The sequence below is a fragment of the Litchfieldella qijiaojingensis genome (assembly GCF_014651875.1).
Lineage (GTDB): Bacteria > Pseudomonadota > Gammaproteobacteria > Pseudomonadales > Halomonadaceae > Litchfieldella > Litchfieldella qijiaojingensis.
This window is the reverse complement of record NZ_BMXS01000016.1, coordinates 18,746-37,751: the sequence shown is the minus strand read 5'-3', so window position 1 is coordinate 37,751 and position 19,006 is coordinate 18,746. Positions and strand designations below refer to the sequence as shown.

Sequence of the window (19,006 nt, the reverse complement as noted above, 5' to 3'; positions counted from 1 at the left end):
TATTCTCGAACGTGGGCTCGCCTAGACTGAAAAAGATGTCATGTGCCGGCAAGCGCGTCATTCGCGGCTTGCCGGCATCGGTTTTCACCATTATCGCCGTTCACGGATCAGGAGTGCCTGATGAAATCACGCGCTGCGATTGCCCTGGAAGCTGGCAAGCCGCTGGAACTCACCGAAATCGACGTCGAAGGCCCCAAGGCCGGCGAGGTGCTGGTACAGATCAAGGCCACCAGCGTCTGCCATACCGACGCCTACACCCTGTCCGGGGCCGACCCGGAGGGCCTGTTCCCCTCGGTGCTGGGCCATGAGGGCGCCGGCATCGTCCAGGAGGTCGGCGAGGGGGTGGTCGGCCTCAAGCCCGGCGACCATGTGATCCCGCTCTACACCGCCGAATGCGGCCAGTGCAAGTTCTGCCTGTCGGGAAAGACCAACCTGTGCAGCTCGGTGCGCGCCACCCAGGGCAAGGGGGTGATGCCCGATGGCACCTCGCGCTTCTCGCTCAATGGCCAGCAGTTGCATCACTACATGGGTTGCTCGACCTTCAGCGAATACACCGTGCTGCCCGAGGTGTCGCTGGCTAAGGTCTCGCCGGAGGCGCCGCTGGACAAGATCTGCCTGCTCGGCTGCGGGGTGACCACCGGTATCGGTGCGGTGCTCAACACCGCCAAGGTCGAGCCGGGCGCGACGGTGGCGGTGTTCGGCCTGGGCGCCATCGGTCTGGCGGTGATCCAGGGCGCGGTGATGGCCAAGGCCGCGCGGATCATCGCCATCGACGTCAACCCCGACAAGTTCGACCTGGCGCGCCAGTTCGGCGCCACCGACTTCGTCAACCCCAAGGACTACTCGGACCCGATCCAGCAGGTGATCGTCGATCTGACCGACGGCGGGGTCGACTACTCGTTCGAGTGCATCGGCAACGTCAACGTGATGCGCTCGGCGCTGGAGTGCTGCCACAAGGGCTGGGGGGAGTCGGTGATCATCGGCGTGGCCGGTGCCGGCGAGGAGATCTCCACGCGGCCGTTCCAGTTGGTGACCGGCCGGGTGTGGAAGGGCTCGGCGTTCGGCGGCGTGAAGGGCCGCAGCGAGCTGCCGGGGTATGTCGAGCGGTACATGAACGGCGAGCTGAAGATCGACGAGTTCATCACCCACGACATGCCGTTCGAGAAGATCAACGAGGCGTTCGAGCTGCTGCATGCCGGCAAGAGCATCCGTAGCGTGCTGCACTACTGAGGGCATGCTCGCTATTGCCCAGGCGGGATAATCGTTGGTCGACCGCCCCTGCCGATGGGAAACTTCGAATGAATCGCCGAGCGACTCGCGGAGGTATTCGTTTGGTGTTTCCCCGGTGGGGCGGTGTTGTCAAGAGGAGTCCTTATGACCATGTCCGAATCGCTTTCCTTGGTATCCGCCAACAAGAGCTTCGGCGGCTGGCTGAAGCGCTACAAGCATCACTCCCGGGCGCTGGATTGCGAGATGATCTTCGCCATCTATCTGCCGCCTCAGGCCGAGAACGAGCGGGTGCCGCTGATGTGGTGGTTGTCGGGGCTGACCTGCACCGACGAAAACTTCATGCAGAAGGCTGGCGCGCAACGTGTCGCCGCCGAACTCGGTATCGCCATCGTGTGTCCGGACACCAGTCCACGCGGTTTGGATCTGCCCGGTGAGCATGACAGTTACGACTTCGGCTCTGGCGCCGGCTTCTATATCAATGCCACTCAGGAGCCGTGGGCGAAGCACTACCGCATGTACGACTACGTCGCCGACGAACTGCCCTCGGTGGTGCGCCAGCATTTCCCGATCAATGGTCGGGAGTCGATCAGTGGCCACTCCATGGGCGGGCATGGGGCATTGATCATGGCACTGCGTCATCCCGGGCGCTACAGTGCGGTGTCGGCTTTCTCGCCGATCGTCAATCCCAGCACCTGCCCCTGGGGGCAGAAGGCCTTCTCGAACTACCTGGGCAACGACCCCGGTACCTGGACCCAGTACGATGCCTGCGAACTGGTAGCCAAGGGGGCGTCACGCCAGCCGTTGTTCATCGATCAGGGCGAGGCCGACGACTTCCTGGAGGAGCAATTGCGTCCTGAACGGCTCGAAGCGGTATGCGCCAAACACGACCACCCGCTGACCTTGCGTCGTCAGCCTGGCTACGATCATAGCTATTTCTTCATTGCCACCTTCATCGAGGATCACTTGCGCTATCACGCCGAGCGGCTCCGCGACAAGGAGTGAGGCCCATTCGGGCGATCCCTTTCCTATCGAAGCGCCGCTGTCGTCGGCGCTTTTTTATTCTCGCTTCTGTGCGTTCAGACGACTCTGGCATATCCATATGCGACGTCATTGTCTATATGCAATGTTCATTTGCTTGTCGATAGGTAAATTTGTCATGTCAAAATACGACACAGAGGTTACATTGCGAGCAGAACTTGCCTGACTGCGACAAGCGAGAACGATGGATGGCTCGTACCGGCGGTCTCAAGTCGTATACGCACCTAACAACGACAACGAGGTCGTCGAGTCGCGCTCGACGGTCGTGACAGACCAACCGTCCAGGAGTTTCACCCATGGCAACCACTCCCGATGCGTCCCGTTCTTCTCCGGCACCCCAGACCCTGGGATTTCTGCTGCTGGACAATTTCACGCTGATATCCCTGGCGTCGGCCATCGAGCCGCTGCGCATGGCCAATCAGTTGGCTGGCCGTGAGCTGTACCGCTGGTATACCTTGAGCCTGGATGGTGCACCGGTACGTGCCAGCGATGGCCTGCAGGTCACACCGGATGTTTCCACCACAGTGCCCCTGGCGTTGGACATGGTGATCGTCTGTGGTGGAGTGGGTCCGCACCGCAGTGTGCAACGCGAACATGTCGCTTGGTTGCAGTCCCAGGCTCGCTTGTCGCGTCGCTTGGGAGCGGTCTGCACTGGTAGCTGGGCATTGGCCAAGGCCGGATTGTTGGACGGCTTCGAGACCAGCATTCACTGGGAGTGCCTGGCTGCCATGCAGGAGGCGTTTCCACGTGTGGCACTGACCACCCGCCTGTTCTCGATCGACCGCGATCGTGCCACGGCATCCGGGGGGACTGCGCCGCTCGACATGATGCTCAACCTGATCAGTCGCGACCATGGCCGCGAGCTGTCGGCGGGCATCTCGGAAATGTTCATCTGCGACCGGGTGCGTGGCGAACAGGATCAGCAACGGGTGCCGCTCAAGCACGTGCTGGGCACTACTCAGCCCAAGTTGCTGGAAATCGTCGCCTTGATGGAAGCCAACCTGGAGGAGCCCATCGGCCTCGATGAGTTGGCGCATTACGTCGATGTGTCGCGGCGCCAACTCGAGCGGCTGTTCCAGAAGTACCTGCACTGCTCGCCGTCGCGCTACTACCTCAAACTGCGTCTGACCCGGGCGCGTCAGTTGCTCAAGCAGACCCCGATGTCGATCATCGAGGTGGCATCGGCTTGCGGCTTCGTCTCTACCCCGCACTTCTCCAAGTGTTATCGCGAGTACTTCGGCATTCCACCGCGTGACGAACGGCTGGCCATCGGTGCCAAAACCACGCGCAGCGTCCCCTTGGGTGCCGAGCAGGACGCCCTGCTCAAGCATACGCAGGTCGGGGCGCCGTCACAGGATCTCGTATCCAGTGCCGTGCTGGCATTGGCTCAGGCCCAGGGAGAGCCAACCTACGCCAGTGTTCCGCTATAGGCTTCATGCACCATCCTGTGTCGATGCCGCGCCCCGATTTTCGGGGCGCGGCCTTGTTATACTGGGCGGATTGTCTTGACTCGCTTGGTAACCATAGAAGGTTTGTTCATGACGCAAGGGTGGTTGCGTAGGGCACAGCGCGCATTGCTGCTTGGCCTGATCGGCTTCGTCACGCTGTCGATACTGCTGGTATTGCTGTTTCGGGTCGTGCCGGTGTTCGGATCCATGGTGATGGTCGAGCGCAAGATCCAATCCTGGGTCTCGCGTGAGCCGATCTCCATCGAACATCGTTGGCGCTCTTGGGCGGAACTATCCAACAATGCCAAATTGGCGGTCATCGCCGCCGAGGATCAACGTTTTCCCCTGCATCATGGCTTCGACGTCGACGAGATGCGACGCGCCTGGGAGGCCAGTCGTAATGGTGGCAAGCTGCGCGGGGCCAGCACGATCAGCCAACAGACCGCCAAGAACCTGTTCCTGTGGACCGGTCGCAGTTGGGTGCGCAAGGGGCTGGAAGCCTGGTTCACGATGTTGATCGAGTTGCTGTGGCCCAAGGAGCGCATCCTTGAGGTCTATCTCAATATCGTCGAATGGGATAGCGGGGTCTTCGGCCTGGAGGCTGCCGCCCAGCACTATTTTGGCGTTTCGGCTCATCAGATCACCGAGGCGCAAGCCAGCCGTTTGGCGGCGATCCTGCCCAACCCCCGTGGCTGGAGTGCTTCCCGCCCCAACTACCATGTGGAACGTCGTAGTGCCTGGATCCGCCAGCAGATGCGCAATTTGGGGGGAGAGGCCTACCTCCAGCAGCTCTAGCGAGGCGCTGTCATCGCGATTGCGACACGCGTGACGCTTTTGGAATTTTCCCGGTCGTTTCCAAGCGTCGTGATGAGGGGAGCGAGGGATATGCTGCCGGCAAGATGTCATTGAGCCTTGTCACTTGTCCGGAGCTGACCATGACCCCTCAAGAGCTGCATAACGACGCCATCGTTATCGATGGCCTGATCATCGCCAAGTGGAACCGCGAGCTGTTCGAGGATATGCGTCGCGGTGGCCTGACCGCCGCCAACTGCACTGTTTCCGTGTGGGAAGGCTTCCAGGCGACCGTCGACAATATCGTCAAGTCCAACGCCCTGATGGCCGAGTGCAGCGACCTGGTACGCCCGGTGCGGACCACTGCGGACATTACCCGGGCCAAGGAAGAGGGCAAGACCGGCATCATCTACGGTTTCCAGAATGCCCATGCCTTCGAAGACCAGATCGGCTATGTCGAGATCTTCAAGCAGCTCGGCGTGGGCATCGTGCAGATGTGCTACAACACCCAGAACCTGGTGGGCACCGGTTGCTACGAGCGTGATGGTGGTCTTTCCGGCTTCGGCCGCGAGATCGTAGCCGAAATGAACCGGGTCGGCATCATGTGCGACCTGTCGCATGTCGGCGCCAAGACCTCCGAGGAGGTGATCCTCGAATCGAAGAAGCCGGTTTGCTACTCCCACTGTCTGCCATCCGGGCTCAAGGAGCATCCGCGCAACAAGTCCGACGAGGAACTCAAGTTCATCGCCGACCATGGCGGTTTCGTTGGCGTGACCATGTTCACTCCCTTCCTGCGTGCCGGCATCGACGCCACCGTCGACGACTACGTCGAGGCGATCGAGTACGTGATGAACATCGTCGGTGAGGATTCCATCGGCATTGGCACCGATTTCACCCAAGGCCACGATAAGGACTTCTTCGAGTGGCTGACCCACGACAAGGGCTACGCCCGTCGCCTGACTAACTTCGGCAAGATCATCAATCCGGAGGGTATCCGCACCATCGGGGAGTTCCCCAACCTCACCGAGGCGCTTCTGCGTCGCGGTTTCAGCGAGCCCGTGGTGCGCAAGATCATGGGCGAGAACTGGGTACGGGTGCTACGTGACGTCTGGGGCGAATGACGGCCAGCTACGAGTCACGGGCTACGAGCTACGAGCAACACTACTGCCCGAAGCCCGAAGCCCGAAGCCCGAAGCCCGAAGCCCGAAGCCCGAAGCCCGAAGCCCGAAGCCCGAAGCCCGAAGCCCGAAGCCCGAAGCCAAATCAAACAACTATTATTCCGAGGAATACGACTGTGACCAAGGTAGCTCCCGAACTGCCCATCGAAGTGGATAGCGAAACCGGTGTCTGGACCACCGATGCCCTGCCCATGCTCTACGTACCGCGACACTTCTTCATCAACAACCATGTCGCCGTGGAAGAGGCGCTGGGTGCGGAGAAGTATGCCGAGATTCTCTATCACGCCGGCTACAAGAGCGCCTGGCACTGGTGCGAGAAGGAAGCCGAACTGCACGGACTGGAAGGTGAGGCGGTATTCGAGCACTACATGAAGCGTCTGTCCCAGCGTGGCTGGGGCAAGTTCATCACCGAGGAGATCGATCTGGACGCGGGCACCGTCCGGGTACGTCTCGAACACAGCGCCTTCGTGTATCAATTGGGCAAAGTGGGTCGCAAGGTCGAGTACATGTTCACCGGCTGGTTCGCCGGGGCCATGGACCAGATCCTCGCCGCCCGCGGCAGCAGCCTGCGTACCGTTGCCGAGCAGACGCAGAGCGCTGCCGAGGAGGGTTGCGAGGTGGGCTATTTCATCACCAAGCCGCTTTCATCCGACCAGCAGGGTTGAGGACCGTTCGTCATGGCATTCGAAGCACTATTCCAACCGATCGAAATCGGCAAGCTGACCATCCGCAACCGGGTGGTGAGCACCGCTCACGCCGAGGTCTATGCCACTGATGGCGGCATGACCACTGAGCGCTACGTCAAGTATTACGAGGAGAAGGCCAAGGGCGGCTGCGGTCTGTGCATCTGCGGCGGCTCCTCGGTGGTTTCCATCGACAGCCCTCAGGGCTGGTGGAGCTCGGTGAACCTGTCCACCGATCGCATCATTCCGCACTTCCAGAACCTGGCGGATGCGGTGCACAAGCATGGCGGCAAGATCATGATCCAGATCACCCACATGGGGCGCCGCTCGCGTTGGGACGGGTTCGACTGGTCGACCCTGGTGTCGCCTTCGGGGATCCGTGAACCGGTGCACCGCTCGACCTGCAAGACCATCGAGGAAGAGGAGATTTGGCGCATCATCGGTGATTTCGCCCAGGCGGCGCGGCGTGCGAAAGAGGGTGGTCTGGACGGCGTCGAGCTGTCCGCCGTGCACCAGCACCTGATCGACCAGTTCTGGAGCCCGCGCGTCAACAAGCGTACCGATCAATGGGGTGGCAGTCTCGAGAATCGCATGCGCTTCGGTCTGGAAGTACTCAAGGCAGTGCGCGCCGAGGTTGGTGACGACTTCGTGGTCGGCATGCGCATCTGCGGTGACGAGTTCCATCCCGATGGTCTGTCGCATGAGGACATGAAGCAGATCGCCGCCTATTACGATGCCACCGGCATGCTCGATTTCTTCGGCGTGGTCGGCTCGGGCTGCGATACCCACAACACCCTGGCCAACGTGATTCCCAACATGTCCTATCCGCCGGAGCCGTTCCTGCACCTGGCGGCGGGCATCAAGGAAGTGGTCAGCGTGCCGGTGATCCATGCCCAGAACATCAAGGATCCCAACCAGGCACAGCGCATCCTGGAAGGTGGCTATGTCGACCTGGTTGGCATGACCCGGGCGCATATCGCCGACCCGCACTTCATTGCCAAGATCAAGATGGGCCAGGTGGACCAGATCAAGCAGTGCGTGGGGGCCAACTACTGCATCGATCGCCAGTATCAGGGGCTGGACGTACTGTGTATCCAGAACGCCGCCACGTCCCGCGAATACATGGGGTTGCCGCATATCATCGAGAAGAGCGAAGGGCCCAAGCGCAAGGTGGTCGTGGTCGGTGGCGGTCCTGGCGGCATGGAAGCGGCGCGTGTCGCTGCCGAGCGCGGCCATGACGTGACCCTGTTCGAGGCCAAGGACAGTCTGGGCGGACAGGTCACCATCGCCTCAAAGGCGCCGCAGCGTGATCAGATCGCCGGTATCACCCGCTGGTATCAGCTCGAGCTGGCGCGCCTGAACGTCGATCTGCGCCTGGGAACCCTGGCCGACGAGGCGACGATCGCCGACCTGCGTCCGGATATCGTGGTGCTGGCCACTGGCGGGCAGCCGTTCCTGTCGCAATTCCCCGAGTGGGGCTATTCCGAGAACTCGGAAGAGAGCCTAGTGGTGAGCACCTGGGACATCCTCAGCGGTGCCGTCGAGCCGGGCAAGAACGTGCTGATCTACGACACCATCTGTGAATTTTCCGGCGTCTCGGCGGCGGACTACCTGGCCGACAAGGGCGCCAAGGTGGAGATCGTCACCGACGACATCAAGCCGGGTGCGGCGGTGGGCGGCACCACCTTCCCGACCTATTACCGCAGCCTCTACGAGAAGGAGGTGATCATGACCTCCGACCTGGCGCTGCATAAGGTCTATCGCGAAGGTGACTCGCTGGTGGCAGTGCTCGAGAACGAGTACACCGGCGCTCTGGAAGAGCGGGTGGTCGACCAAGTGGTGGTCGAGAACGGCGTGCGTCCCGATGAAGCCCTTTATTACGCACTCAAGGAGCAGTCGCGTAACCGGGGTCAGATCGATGTCGACGCGCTGTATGCCATCCAGCCGCAGCCGTGCCTGGCGGAAGAGGGTGAAGGCTTCCTGCTGTTCCGGTTGGGCGATTGCACGGCGCCGCGCAATACGCATGCGGCTATCTATGATGCCCTGCGCCTTTGCAAGGATTTCTAACCACCCAGTCGGAAGACAGAAGAAGGAAGAGGGGAGTGGCGAAGCGCTCTCAGCATTCGCCCGAACCGAGGTGCAGTGACGCGGTCCTGCCGTTGGGATGACGGCAGAGGCGTGGGGGCCAGGGATGGCCCTTTCACGCCGTGACCGCAGGTTGCCAACCGAGGTTCGGTAGCAGCGAATGCGTGGCGCGAGACGCTTCCCTCGTCCTTGACCGAACGGCGTCGATAACAATTGCTAGTTTGCGAGGTGAGCGAGATGCTCGAGACCCTCTTGCCGATTTTGATCTTCTCCGCGCTGGGGCTGGCGGTGATCGGCGCTTGGCGGCGTATCCGCCTGTGGCGCCAGGGACGGCCATCGCCTGTCCCGATTCTCAAAGGGCTGGCGGCCATGCCGCGTCGCTATCTGGTGGATCTGCACCATGTGGTGGGGCGCGACAAGGTGATGTCCAACACTCACGTGGCCACCGCCGGCGGTTTCGTGCTGGCAGCGGTGTTGATGATCTTGGTGCATGGTCTGGGACTGGCGCAGGGTGTGCTCGGCTGGGCGCTGCTGGTGGCCAGTGCGATCATGTTCGTCGGCAGCCTGTTCGTGGCCAGGCGACGCCGCAACCCGCCCGCGCGCTTGTCCAAGGGACCCTGGATGCGCTTGCCGAAGAGCCTGATGGCTTTTTCGTTGAGCGTGTTCCTGATCACGCTGCCGACGGTGGGTGTATTGCCTGCGGATTTCGGCAGTTGGATCCTGGCCGTGGCGCTGGCCGCGGTGGTGACCTGGGGCCTGGGCGAGATGTTCTTCGGCATGACCTGGGGCGGACCCATGAAGCATGCCTTTGCCGGCGCCCTGCACCTGGCCTTCCATCGCCGGGCCGAGCGCTTCGGTGGCGGTCGTTCCACCGGCCTCAAGGCGCTGAATCTGGACGATCCCAAGGTGTCGCTCGGCGTGGAGACGCCCAGCGACTTTACCTGGAACCAGTTGCTCGGATTCGACGCCTGCGTGCAGTGCGGTCGTTGCGAAGCGGTGTGCCCGGCCTTCGCCGCCGGTCAGCCGCTCAATCCCAAGAAGCTGATCCAGGACATGGTGGTTGGCATGACCGGCGGCAGCGATGCCAACTATGCCGGCAGCCCCTATCCGGACAAACCGGTCGGCGAGCATCACGGCGACCCGCATGGGCCTATCGTGGCCCGCGAGGGGAAGGCACTGGTCGATGCCGAGACGCTGTGGTCGTGCACCACTTGCCGGGCGTGCGTCGAAGAGTGCCCGATGATGATCGAGCACGTCGATGCCATCGTCGACATGCGACGCTTCCTGACCTTGGAACATGGCAATACGCCCAACAAGGGCGCCGAGGTGCTCGACAACCTGATCGCCACCGACAACCCCGGCGGCTTCGAACCCGGCTCGCGGATGCACTGGGCGGCGGACTTGAACTTGCCAGTGATGCGGGACGTCAAGCAAGCGGATGTGCTGCTGTGGCTCGGTGATGGTGCCTTCGACATGCGCAACCAGCGTACGTTGCGTGCCCTGATCAAGGTGTTGCGCGGTGCTGGCGTCGACTTCGCGGTGCTCGGCAACGAGGAGCGCGACAGTGGCGACGTGGCACGGCGTCTGGGTGACGAAGCGACATTCCAGTCACTCGCCAAGCGCAATATCGCCACCTTGTCGCAGTATCGTTTCCAACGCATCGTCACCTGTGACCCGCACAGTTTCCATGTGCTCAAGAACGAGTACGGCGAGTTGGGTGGCAACTATGAAGTGTTCCACCACAGCACCTATATTGCCGAACTGTACGAGGCGGGGCGTCTGCATTTCGCGCCCTGGAAGGGTGGCAAGGTCACCTACCACGACCCCTGTTACCTGGGGCGCTATAACGGCGAATATGAAGCGCCGCGCAATGTGCTCAGGGCGCTGGGCATCGAAGTGGCGGAGATGGCTCGCTCTGGTTTCCGGTCGCGCTGCTGCGGCGGCGGTGGCGGAGCGCCGATCACCGATATTCCCGGCAAGCAGCGGATTCCCGACATGCGCATGAACGACGTCAAGGAGACCGGTGCCGAGCTGGTGGCAGTCGGCTGTCCGCAGTGTACCGCCATGCTCGAGGGGGTGGTGGATGCCACTGCCGAGATCCGCGACATCGCCGAGCTGGTGGCCGATGCCCTGGTACCGGAGAGTGAAGCACGCGCTCAACCCACCGGCGAGGCACGCATCGCGATCAAGGAGGTGGCATCATGACCGAGATCTTGCGTCGCGATCCGCGCAAGGAATGGATCGCCCGGAACCGTCTGCATCCCGAACACGAACGGGTGTTGTTCGAGTTGGGACAAGGAACGGCCGTGGCAACGGAGTGGATGGGGCCCAATGGGGTGATACGCAAGAATCCCCATGGCTTGGGTTTCATCGGCCCCAATGGCATCAAGCGCATCGATCGCAGTGGAGTCCAGCAGGCCCCCACAGCGGGACGAGGTGCCGGGCATTCGACCACGACAGCCGATGACCGGCGCCATGTCGAGATCGAGGCACCGGCCTTCCTGGTCGCCGTGGTGCCGGATATGCCCGGCGGACGGCTATCGTCTCATGACCGCGACCTACTGGGCCTGGCCCGGCAACTGGCCGATGCCGATAGCGAACGGCAAGGAGCCGTGCTGGCGGTGGTCTTCGGTAGTCACAAGGAGGATGGCTTCGGTGAGGCGGGTGTCGATCGTCTGCTGCATCTCGATGAAGAGGTGTTCGATGGCTATACACCGGAGACACGCCTGGCGGCTCTAAGTGCCATCGAGCGTGAGCTTGCCCCGTATTACTGGTTGCTGCCCGACTCCAAGCTGGGCGGTGCCGACCTGGGGCGGCGGTTGGCGGCTCGCATCCAGGAGCGGCCTGCCACTGGTGTCTGGCAGATCGAGATGGACGACACCTGCGAATTGGGATGGCGCTGCACCGCTCGTGGAGCGGCGGGCACCACCGATATACAGCGCGCATTGCCGCGTGTGGCCTTGGCCTTGTCCGAGTGTGCCGAGCCGGTTTCCGAGACCCGTCATGCGGCGCAGCCGATGGCCTTGTCGCAGGCATTGCCTTCACAGTTGGGGCGTATCGAGGATCTGGGCCAGGTGGCCGTCGACCCGGCCGGGGTGGCGCTGGCGGAAGCCGAGTTCATTCTTTCCGCCGGCAATGGCGTCAAGGACTGGGATGGATTCCATCATGCCGCCAAGGTGCTGGGGGCGACCGAAGGGGCATCGCGGGTGGCAGTGGACGACGGATTCATGCCGCGCCATCGGCAGGTGGGTGCTACCGGAACCTGGGTAACGGCTCGAGTCTACCTAGCCGTGGGCATCAGCGGTGCCATTCAGCACCTGCAGGGCATCCAGAGCTGCGAAAAGGTGATAGCCGTCAACCTCGATCCGGGGTGTGACATGATCAAGCGTGCGGACTTGGCAGTGATCGGTGACTCGGCTAAGGTCCTGGCGGCACTAGTCGATCTGGTGGCGCAGCAACGAGAGGAGAAACGCGATGCAGCCTGAGGCCCAAGCCCCTGACGCTCAAGCCCGGGGGGCGCTCGAAGTTGCGGTTCTAGTGTCCATCGGTCGACATCCGCTGACCGGTCGCGCACGTCGTGCCGACCAGGATGCCCGGGGCGTTGAGCTGGCCATGTCCCTCGACAAGTCGCGTATTACGCTAGTGCATGCGGGAGTACTCGACGAGGAGAGCGAAGGCGCGCTGCGGGGCTATCTGGGCATGGGCTTCCAAGCCCTGACCCTGGTCGAGCAACCGCCGGGTGCCGATGTGATTCCCGCCTTGGCCAGCGCCCTGAGCGAAGCGAAGCCCCAGTTGGTGATTACCGGCGAACGTGCCGAACAGGGAGAAGGCTCCGGCTTGTTGCCCTATCTACTTGCCGAACGTCTGGGCTGGCCGATGGTCAGCGGCTTGGCCAACGTGGAAAAGGTGGAGAATGGCGTTGCCACCCTGCTCCAGGCCCTGCCTCGAGGTCAGCGTCGTCGGCTTCAGGTGCGCCTGCCGGCCATCGTTACCGTCGATGGCGCCGCATCGGCCGCGCGGCAGAGCGCCTACGGGCCGGCACGCCGAGGTGAAATGCGCCTTGCCGAGGCTCCTGCGGTATTCGACGAAGCCTCGAACGACTGGACGGTGCAAGCTGCTCGCAAGCGACCCAAGCGGTTGAAGATCGTCAAGGCGGCCTCGGCCCGTGACCGTTTCAAGGCCGCCGCGGCCAAGGCCGAGGGGGGGGGCGGCCAAGTGCTGTCCGACGTGACGCCGGAACAGGGCGCCGAGGCGATCTACAAGCTGCTCAAGGAGGAAGCGGTACTGCGCTAGGAAACTCCTGATCCAGGACGCTCCTGATTCAGGACGTTGCTGTGGCTGATGCCCGTGCCCGGGTCAGCCACAGTTTACGTGCACTCTCTCCAACCTGCTCGGCCTACGCTCTCTTGGTCGTATCCGCGGCGCCTTTCTTGAAGGTGGTTCGCTTGCCCTTCACTACCATCACGACCCCAGTCAATACGACGGCCATGCCCACCAGGGCGATGGGCGGCAGCGCCTCGTCGAACAGCCACCAGGCTTCCAGGGCGGTGACCGGCGGTACCAGATAGAACAGACTGGCCACGCGCGAGGCTTCGCCACGCTTGATCAATGCCATCAGCAACAGGATGGCGGCGATCGACAATACCAGCACCAGCCAGCCGAGGGTCAGGATGAAGGTGGGCGTCCAGTCGATATGCCGCTCTTCGAGCAGCAGGGCGCCGAGCCCCAGTAGCACTCCGGCGCCTAGATACTGAACGACTGTGCCCCCAAGCAGTGGCATCCCCGTGCAGTAACGTTTCTGGTAGAGAGTGCCACAGGAGATGCCACACAGTGCGACCAGTACACTGGCCAAGGCGCCCAGCCCGAAGCCGTGGAACAGTCCACCATCGCCTGGGTCCAGCTTACTACCCAGTACCAACGTGATACCCACCAGCCCCAGAGCCAGCCCGGTCCATTGGGATGGACTCAAGCGCTCGTCGAGCAGTGGCCGGGCCAAGGCCGCGGTCAGCAGCGGTTGCAGGCCGACCAGCAGCGAGGCCAGCCCTGCCGGCATGCCCAGGTAGATGCCATAGAAGACACCGCCCAGATAGGCACCATGCACCATCAGACCCGAAACAGCGATATGCCCCCACAGCCGTGGGCCTTTCGGCCAGCCGCCTTTGAGCAGGAATACCAGGGGAATCAACAATGCCAGAGTCAGCACGAAACGCACGAACAAAAAAGTAAAGGGTTCCGCATAAGGAAGCCCGAACTTGGCACCGATGAAGCCGGTGCTCCACAGCAGCACGAATAAGGCCGGCATGGCGGCGATGGCGAGTGAGGACGTTCGAGAGGCAGACATGTGGGCAGTCCTTGTCTTTCGAGAAGCCGTGGAAAATCCTACCTTACCCGTTGATTAGCAATGGCGGAAGAAAAGGGACTGGGATGATGACATGAGAGGGACTAAATGTCGCAAAATAGTGACGTATGTAAGTTTGGAATAACTTCATGTATCTATTTGTTACAACAAAGTGTTGAACCTAGGCCACTCATGGCCGTCACACTAGGGCACATTCACTGTCACACCCTTGGAGGTATCACATGCAACGGATGACTGCTCTGTTTTCCGCCGCCCTGCTGACAGCGGGCCTGGTATCGGCTCAGGCAGCTTTTGCCCAGCAAGATCCCGCGCAAGACCCCACACAGTCCCAGGCCGCTCCGGCACAGGACTTCAGCGATGAACAGCTTCAGCAGTTCGCCGACGCCTCTCAGGAAATCGCCGTGATTTCGCAGGAGTACACCGAACGCCTTCAGGCAGCCGAAGACGAGGCCAGCCAACAGGAAATTCGCATGGAAGCCAACGATGAGATGGTCAAGGTCGTTGAGGGTAGCGGCTTGGACGTAGAGACCTTCAATGCAATCGGGCACGCTATTCAGCAGGACCCTGAATTGATGCAACGAGTTCAGCAGATGGCAGGGCAGCAATAGAGCAGTCATAAGCTGATCGTCGTCGGTTTTTTGACCGACAGCGTCAATATGAAAGGCCATCCTTGCGGGTGGCCTTTCGCGTATCTGGTAGGCAAGGCACGCTTTACACCCACCGTTTGGCGCTTCAAACTGGCGTCATAGTCTGTCTGGGCAGGAGTCGTGCATGGACGTCGAGCTACTGGAAATACGAGAGCACATGGGGCGCTTCCCTCCCTTCGACAGCCTCCCCGATGCATTGCTCGACGAGGTCGCCAGCCAAGTGGAAGTGGCCTATTTCAAGGCGGGCACGGATGTTCTCAAGCTGGACGACACCATCTCCGACCTATTGTATATCCGCAGTGGTGCGGTGGAGATCTACCGCCGCAATGGCGATCTCTACAATCGTCTGGGCGAGGGCGATATCTTCGGGCACTTCAGTTTGTTGCGCAATCACCGCATACGCCATCCCGCCCGTGCCATCGAAGATACCCTGATCTATTACATTCCCGAGCGTGTCTTTCATCACCTCTGCGAGGCGGACGAGCACTTCGCCGATTTCGTCGAGTTGGATAGACCTCGCTTGAAGTCGACGGTGGAAGAGCAGCGCAAGAGCAACGAGATGATGCTCACTCGGGTCCGCAAGCTAGTCACTCGCGGCCCATTGCTGATCGACCGGAGCGTATCGGTACAGGAAGCCGCGAGGCGCATGAACGAGGAAAGCGTCTCGGCAGTGCTGGTCATCGCCGAGCCGGGTGACGACCCCCGCCGCACCTTTACCGACAAGAAGGGCCGCCAATGGCAGTTGGTGGGAATATTGACCGATCAGGATCTTCGCAACCGGATAGTGGCCGAGGGGCTATCGGCCACCACGCCGGTCGGCGATGTGGTGACCGAGAATCTCATTACTATCCGCTCCGACGAGTCGGTGCACGAGGCGATGCTCTACATGTTGCGCAGTAACGTGCACCACTTGCCGGTACTGTACCGCCGTCGGCCGGTAGGGGTGCTGCATCTGTCGGACATCATCCGTTATGAAACGCACAGCAGTCTCTATCTGGTCAGCAACATCTACAGTCAGCCCAATGCCCAAGGCCTGGGGCGTCTAGAGCCGGAAGTGCGAGCCGCCTTCGTGCGCATGGTCAAGGACGGTGCCAACTCACAGATGGTCGGTAGCGCGCTGTCGACCATCGGGCGGAGCTTCACCCGACGATTGTTGGAGTTGGCTCAGGAAGCGCTGGGGCCGCCACCGGTTCCCTACTGCTTCATGGCATTGGGCTCCATGGCGCGCAACGAGCAAAGCATCGTCACCGACCAGGACAACGCGCTGGTTCTGGATGACAGCTTCGATCCGCAGCGCCACGACGACTACTTCGCCGAACTGGCGAAGCGAGTCAGCGATGGTCTGGATGCCTGTGGCTATACCTATTGCAAGGGAGGGATCATGGCCACTAACCCGCAATGGCGGCAGCCGTTGCGGGTGTGGAAGGGCTATTTCAGCGACTGGATCGACAATCCGAACCCGGAGCACCTGCTGCATAGCTCGATCTTTTTCGATCTGGACAGTGTTTACGGCGAAGAAGCCTTCGTCGAGCAGCTGCAGGATCTGGTGGCTGAAAAGGCGTCGCAAAGTCCGTACTTCTTGGCGGCCATGGCACGCAATGCGCTCAATCGCACGCCACCACTGGGCTTCTTCCGCACCTTCGTGATGGAGAAGGATGGCAAGCAGAACAATTCCATCAACCTCAAGCGGCGCGGCACGGCACCGATGACCGACCTGATCCGGGTACACGCCCTGGCCTGTGGTTCTCGGGCCCAGAACTCCTTCGATCGCCTCGATGACATTGCCAAGACTCAGTTATTGCCGGCGGGCACCGGTGACAAGATCCGTTATGCACTGGAGTTCATCGCCATGGTGCGCATTCGCCACCAGGTGATCGACATCGAGGAGGAGCGGGTGCCGGACAACAATATCGAGCCGGGCAATGTCTCGGATACCGAGCGCCACAATCTCAAGGATGCCTTCCAGGTGTTGAGCAATGCCCAGAAGTTCCTGAAATACCGCTATCCCATTCCCACCACGAGTCGTGCGCTCTGATCCGATGCCCTCCTTTCGCCTCCCCCAGCAATCGCGGCCAGACTGGTCGGAATACATGATACGATGCGCCGCCGTTGCTCGTGAGCCACGCTTGGCACGCTTCTTCGCCGCCGGCAGCCTGGCACCCGAGACGCCGATCGGTGAGGCGCCCCTGGTCGCCATGGACATGGAAACCACCGGCCTCGACGAGCGACGTCACGCCATCGTCAGCATCGGCCTGGTTCCCTTCACGTTGCAGCGCATTCTTCTGGCTCAGCGCCGCTACTGGGTGGTGCGGCCACCTCGTCCCTTGAGTCGGAAATCGGTGACTTTTCATCGCATCACTCATTCTGAGATCGCCGAAGCCCCCGATCTGGAAGAGATCCTGGAGGAAGTGCTGGCCATGCTGGCGGGTCGACTGGCCGTGGTGCACTACCGCCATATCGAAAGGCCGTTCTTCGATACTGCCGTCAAGGCGCGCCTGGGGCAGGGGGTGCGCTTTCCGGTGATCGACACCATGTCGTTGGAGGCACGCCTGCACCGTCAATCACCCTGGGCACGGTTTCGGCGCTGGATGGGGCGCCCGCCGGTATCCATTCGTCTGCACAACAGCCGGCTGCGTTATGGTCTGCCGGCTTATCAGGGCCACCATGCGTTGATCGATGCGCTAGCCACGGCGGAACTGCTGCAGGCGCAGATCGCCAACCGCTACCAGTGGGATACGCCGGTCGGGGAATTATGGAGCTAGAAGGCCTCTGGCGGGAGGCGAGTGGGAAAACACGACAGGCGGCCACAAGGCCGCCTGTCGTGTTTGTTGCGGGCTGTTGTGTCAGGCAGCCTTGGGTTCGCTCATCAGCCCCTTGACGATGGCGTAGCAGGCGGCCAGCAACACCAGTGTGAAGGGTAGGCCGGTGGTGATCACCGCCGTCTGCAGGGCCGTGAGGCCGCCACCCAACAGCAGGGCGATGGCGATGGCGCCTTCGATGGTGGCCCAGAACACCCGCTGCGGCTTGGGGGCGTCGACCTTGCCGCCGGCGGTGATCGAGTCGATCACCAGCGATCCGGAGTCGGAGGAGGTGATGAAGAACACCATCACCAGCACGATGGCCACGAAGGAGGTGATGGCCGTCAGCGGCAGCTGGCCGAGCATCTGGAAGAGCTGCAGCTCGAGGGCTGCCTCCCGGACGCCTTCGAAGCCCTGGTTGACGGCCTGGTCGATGGCGGTGCCGCCGAAGGAGGTCATCCACAGCACCGAGACCACCGAGGGCACCAGCAGCACGGCGATCAGGAACTCGCGGACCGTGCGGCCACGGCTGACCCGGGCGATGAACATGCCGACAAACGGCGACCAGGCGATCCACCAGGCCCAGTAGAAGGCCGTCCAGCCCTGGGAGAAGTTGGCGTCCTCGCGCCCGAAGGGGTTGGACAGCGCCGGCAGGTTCACGGCGTAGGAGAGCAGGTTCTCGAAGAAGCCGGTAACGATCATCAGGGTCGGGCCCACGAGGATCACGAACAGCAGCAGCAAACCGGCGAGAATCATGTTGAGCTGCGAGAGCCGCTTCACGCCCTTGTCGACGCCGAGCACCACCGAGACCAGCGCCACGGCGGTAATGCCCATGATCAACAGCACCATGGTGGTGTTGGTGGCGGGCACGCCGAACAGGTAGCCGAGCCCCGCCGTGGCCTGGGTGGCGCCCAGCCCCAGCGAGGTGGCCAGTCCGAACAGCGTGGCGAACACTGCCAGGATGTCGATGACATGCCCCGGCCAACCCCAGATACGCTCTCCCAGAATCGGGTAGAAAATCGAGCGCATGGTCAGCGGTAACCCCTTGTTGTAGGCAAATAGCGCCAGCGCGAGCGCCACCACGGCATAGATACCCCATGGGTGCAGGCCCCAGTGAAAGATGGTGGCGGCCATGCTCAGCGATATCGCGCCCTGTGCATTACCGGCGGCGGCACCCAGCGGCGCCCAGTCGGTGCGTGCGCCGTTTTCCATACTGGTGCCGCCAAGGGCGGTGTCGAAGTGCGTGATCGGCTCGGAGACACCGTAGAACATCAGGCCGATGCCCATGCCGGCGGCGAACAGCATGGAGAACCAGCCCAGGTAGCTGAAGTCGGGCTTGGCATGCATGCCGCCGATCCGAACCTTCCCCAGCGGGGTGAAGATCAGCACGATGGAGAGGACCACGAAGATATTGGCCGCCAGTAGGAAGAACCACGACAGGTTCCCGGTGAGGAAGCCGAACATGGCATCGAAGATGGGTTCGATCTCATCCTGCAGGGCTAGTGTGATGATCACGAAGAACAGGATCACCAGCGAGGAGAAGGTGAAGACCTTGCCATGCAGGTCGACGTTGATCCCCAAGGGGCTGGCGGTGATATTGTCCTGGCCGATCACGTAGTCGGTATCGATGAGGTTTGCCGGCCCGTCAGGGGCGGGTATGCCTTCGGAGCCTGCGTTCTGCCCCTTGGCTGTTTGTTGAGAGGAATGATTTGCCACAGTGGAATCTCCGTCTGAGTGACTTCAGGTAA

15 protein-coding genes are annotated in these 19,006 nt (G+C 61.9%); 13 read left to right on the top strand and 2 right to left on the bottom strand.

The annotated features are described in order from the left end of the window. Nucleotides 1-120 precede the first annotated feature (120 nt). The 10 genes from IE093_RS14900 to etfB all read left to right on the top strand — a co-directional run bounded on the left by IE093_RS14900 (nt 121) and on the right by etfB (nt 12,747). The gene (locus IE093_RS14900) at nt 121-1,230 is read left to right on the top strand and encodes an S-(hydroxymethyl)glutathione dehydrogenase/class III alcohol dehydrogenase (RefSeq protein ID WP_189470532.1); all 1,110 of its coding nucleotides are present in this window, start codon (nt 121-123) and stop codon (nt 1,228-1,230) included. Between the two features lie 144 nt (nt 1,231-1,374). Beyond that, the gene (gene fghA, locus IE093_RS14895; RefSeq protein ID WP_189470530.1) at nt 1,375-2,232 is read left to right on the top strand and encodes an S-formylglutathione hydrolase; all 858 of its coding nucleotides are present in this window, start codon (nt 1,375-1,377) and stop codon (nt 2,230-2,232) included. Between the two features lie 332 nt (nt 2,233-2,564). Beyond that, nucleotides 2,565-3,698 carry a choline metabolism transcriptional regulator GbdR gene (gbdR, locus tag IE093_RS14890; protein WP_189470528.1) on the top strand — a complete coding sequence of 378 codons (1,134 nt, stop codon included), beginning with the start codon at nt 2,565-2,567 and terminating at the stop codon, nt 3,696-3,698. A gap of 108 nt (nt 3,699-3,806) precedes the next feature. Further along, nucleotides 3,807-4,511, top strand: a complete 705-nt coding sequence (gene mtgA, locus IE093_RS14885; RefSeq protein ID WP_189470526.1) for a monofunctional biosynthetic peptidoglycan transglycosylase — start codon at nt 3,807-3,809, stop codon at nt 4,509-4,511. A 140-nt stretch (nt 4,512-4,651) separates the two neighbouring features. After that, the gene (locus IE093_RS14880; RefSeq protein WP_189470524.1) at nt 4,652-5,629 is read left to right on the top strand and encodes a dipeptidase; all 978 of its coding nucleotides are present in this window, start codon (nt 4,652-4,654) and stop codon (nt 5,627-5,629) included. A gap of 173 nt (nt 5,630-5,802) precedes the next feature. Next, nucleotides 5,803-6,351, top strand: a complete 549-nt coding sequence (locus tag IE093_RS14875; RefSeq protein WP_189470522.1) for a 4-vinyl reductase — start codon at nt 5,803-5,805, stop codon at nt 6,349-6,351. Nucleotides 6,352-6,363: 12 nt separating this feature from the next. After that, entirely contained in the window at nt 6,364-8,436 is a 2,073-nt protein-coding gene (gene dgcA, locus IE093_RS14870) for a dimethylglycine demethylation protein DgcA (RefSeq protein ID WP_189470519.1), read from the top strand. Between the two features lie 255 nt (nt 8,437-8,691). After that, nucleotides 8,692-10,659: a (Fe-S)-binding protein gene (locus IE093_RS14865; protein ID WP_189470518.1), complete on the top strand. Its 1,968-nt coding sequence runs from the start codon at nt 8,692-8,694 to the stop codon at nt 10,657-10,659. Continuing rightward, complete coding sequence (etfA, locus tag IE093_RS14860) at nt 10,656-11,939, top strand: electron transfer flavoprotein subunit alpha (protein ID WP_189470516.1); 1,284 nt, start codon at nt 10,656-10,658, stop codon at nt 11,937-11,939. Before IE093_RS14865 ends, etfA begins: the two co-directional genes overlap by 4 nt. Next, entirely contained in the window at nt 11,929-12,747 is an 819-nt protein-coding gene (gene etfB, locus IE093_RS14855) for an electron transfer flavoprotein subunit beta (protein WP_189470514.1), read from the top strand. Before etfA ends, etfB begins: the two co-directional genes overlap by 11 nt. A 103-nt stretch (nt 12,748-12,850) precedes the next feature. Here the strand turns inward: etfB and IE093_RS14850 are convergent, their stop codons facing one another. Beyond that, a complete protein-coding gene (locus IE093_RS14850) occupies nt 12,851-13,795 on the bottom strand; it encodes a DMT family transporter (RefSeq protein WP_189470512.1) in 945 nt (314 codons plus the stop codon). Nucleotides 13,796-14,034: 239 nt separating this feature from the next. Between IE093_RS14850 and IE093_RS14845 the strand changes: the two genes are divergently transcribed. From IE093_RS14845 to IE093_RS14835, 3 genes are all read left to right on the top strand, one after another. After that, on the top strand, nt 14,035-14,421 hold the full coding sequence (locus IE093_RS14845; protein WP_189470510.1) for a DUF4168 domain-containing protein: 387 nt from the start codon (nt 14,035-14,037) through the stop codon (nt 14,419-14,421). Nucleotides 14,422-14,584: 163 nt separating this feature from the next. Further along, a complete protein-coding gene (locus IE093_RS14840; RefSeq protein ID WP_189470508.1) occupies nt 14,585-16,495 on the top strand; it encodes a DUF294 nucleotidyltransferase-like domain-containing protein in 1,911 nt (636 codons plus the stop codon). Between the two features lie 4 nt (nt 16,496-16,499). Beyond that, on the top strand, nt 16,500-17,222 hold the full coding sequence (locus IE093_RS14835; RefSeq protein WP_189470506.1) for a 3'-5' exonuclease: 723 nt from the start codon (nt 16,500-16,502) through the stop codon (nt 17,220-17,222). An 81-nt stretch (nt 17,223-17,303) separates the two neighbouring features. On the opposite strand, the gene IE093_RS14830 is transcribed toward IE093_RS14835, so the two are convergent. Then, nucleotides 17,304-18,974, bottom strand: coding sequence for a BCCT family transporter (locus tag IE093_RS14830; RefSeq protein WP_189470504.1), 1,671 nt, complete (start codon nt 18,972-18,974; stop codon nt 17,304-17,306). Nucleotides 18,975-19,006 lie beyond the last annotated feature (32 nt).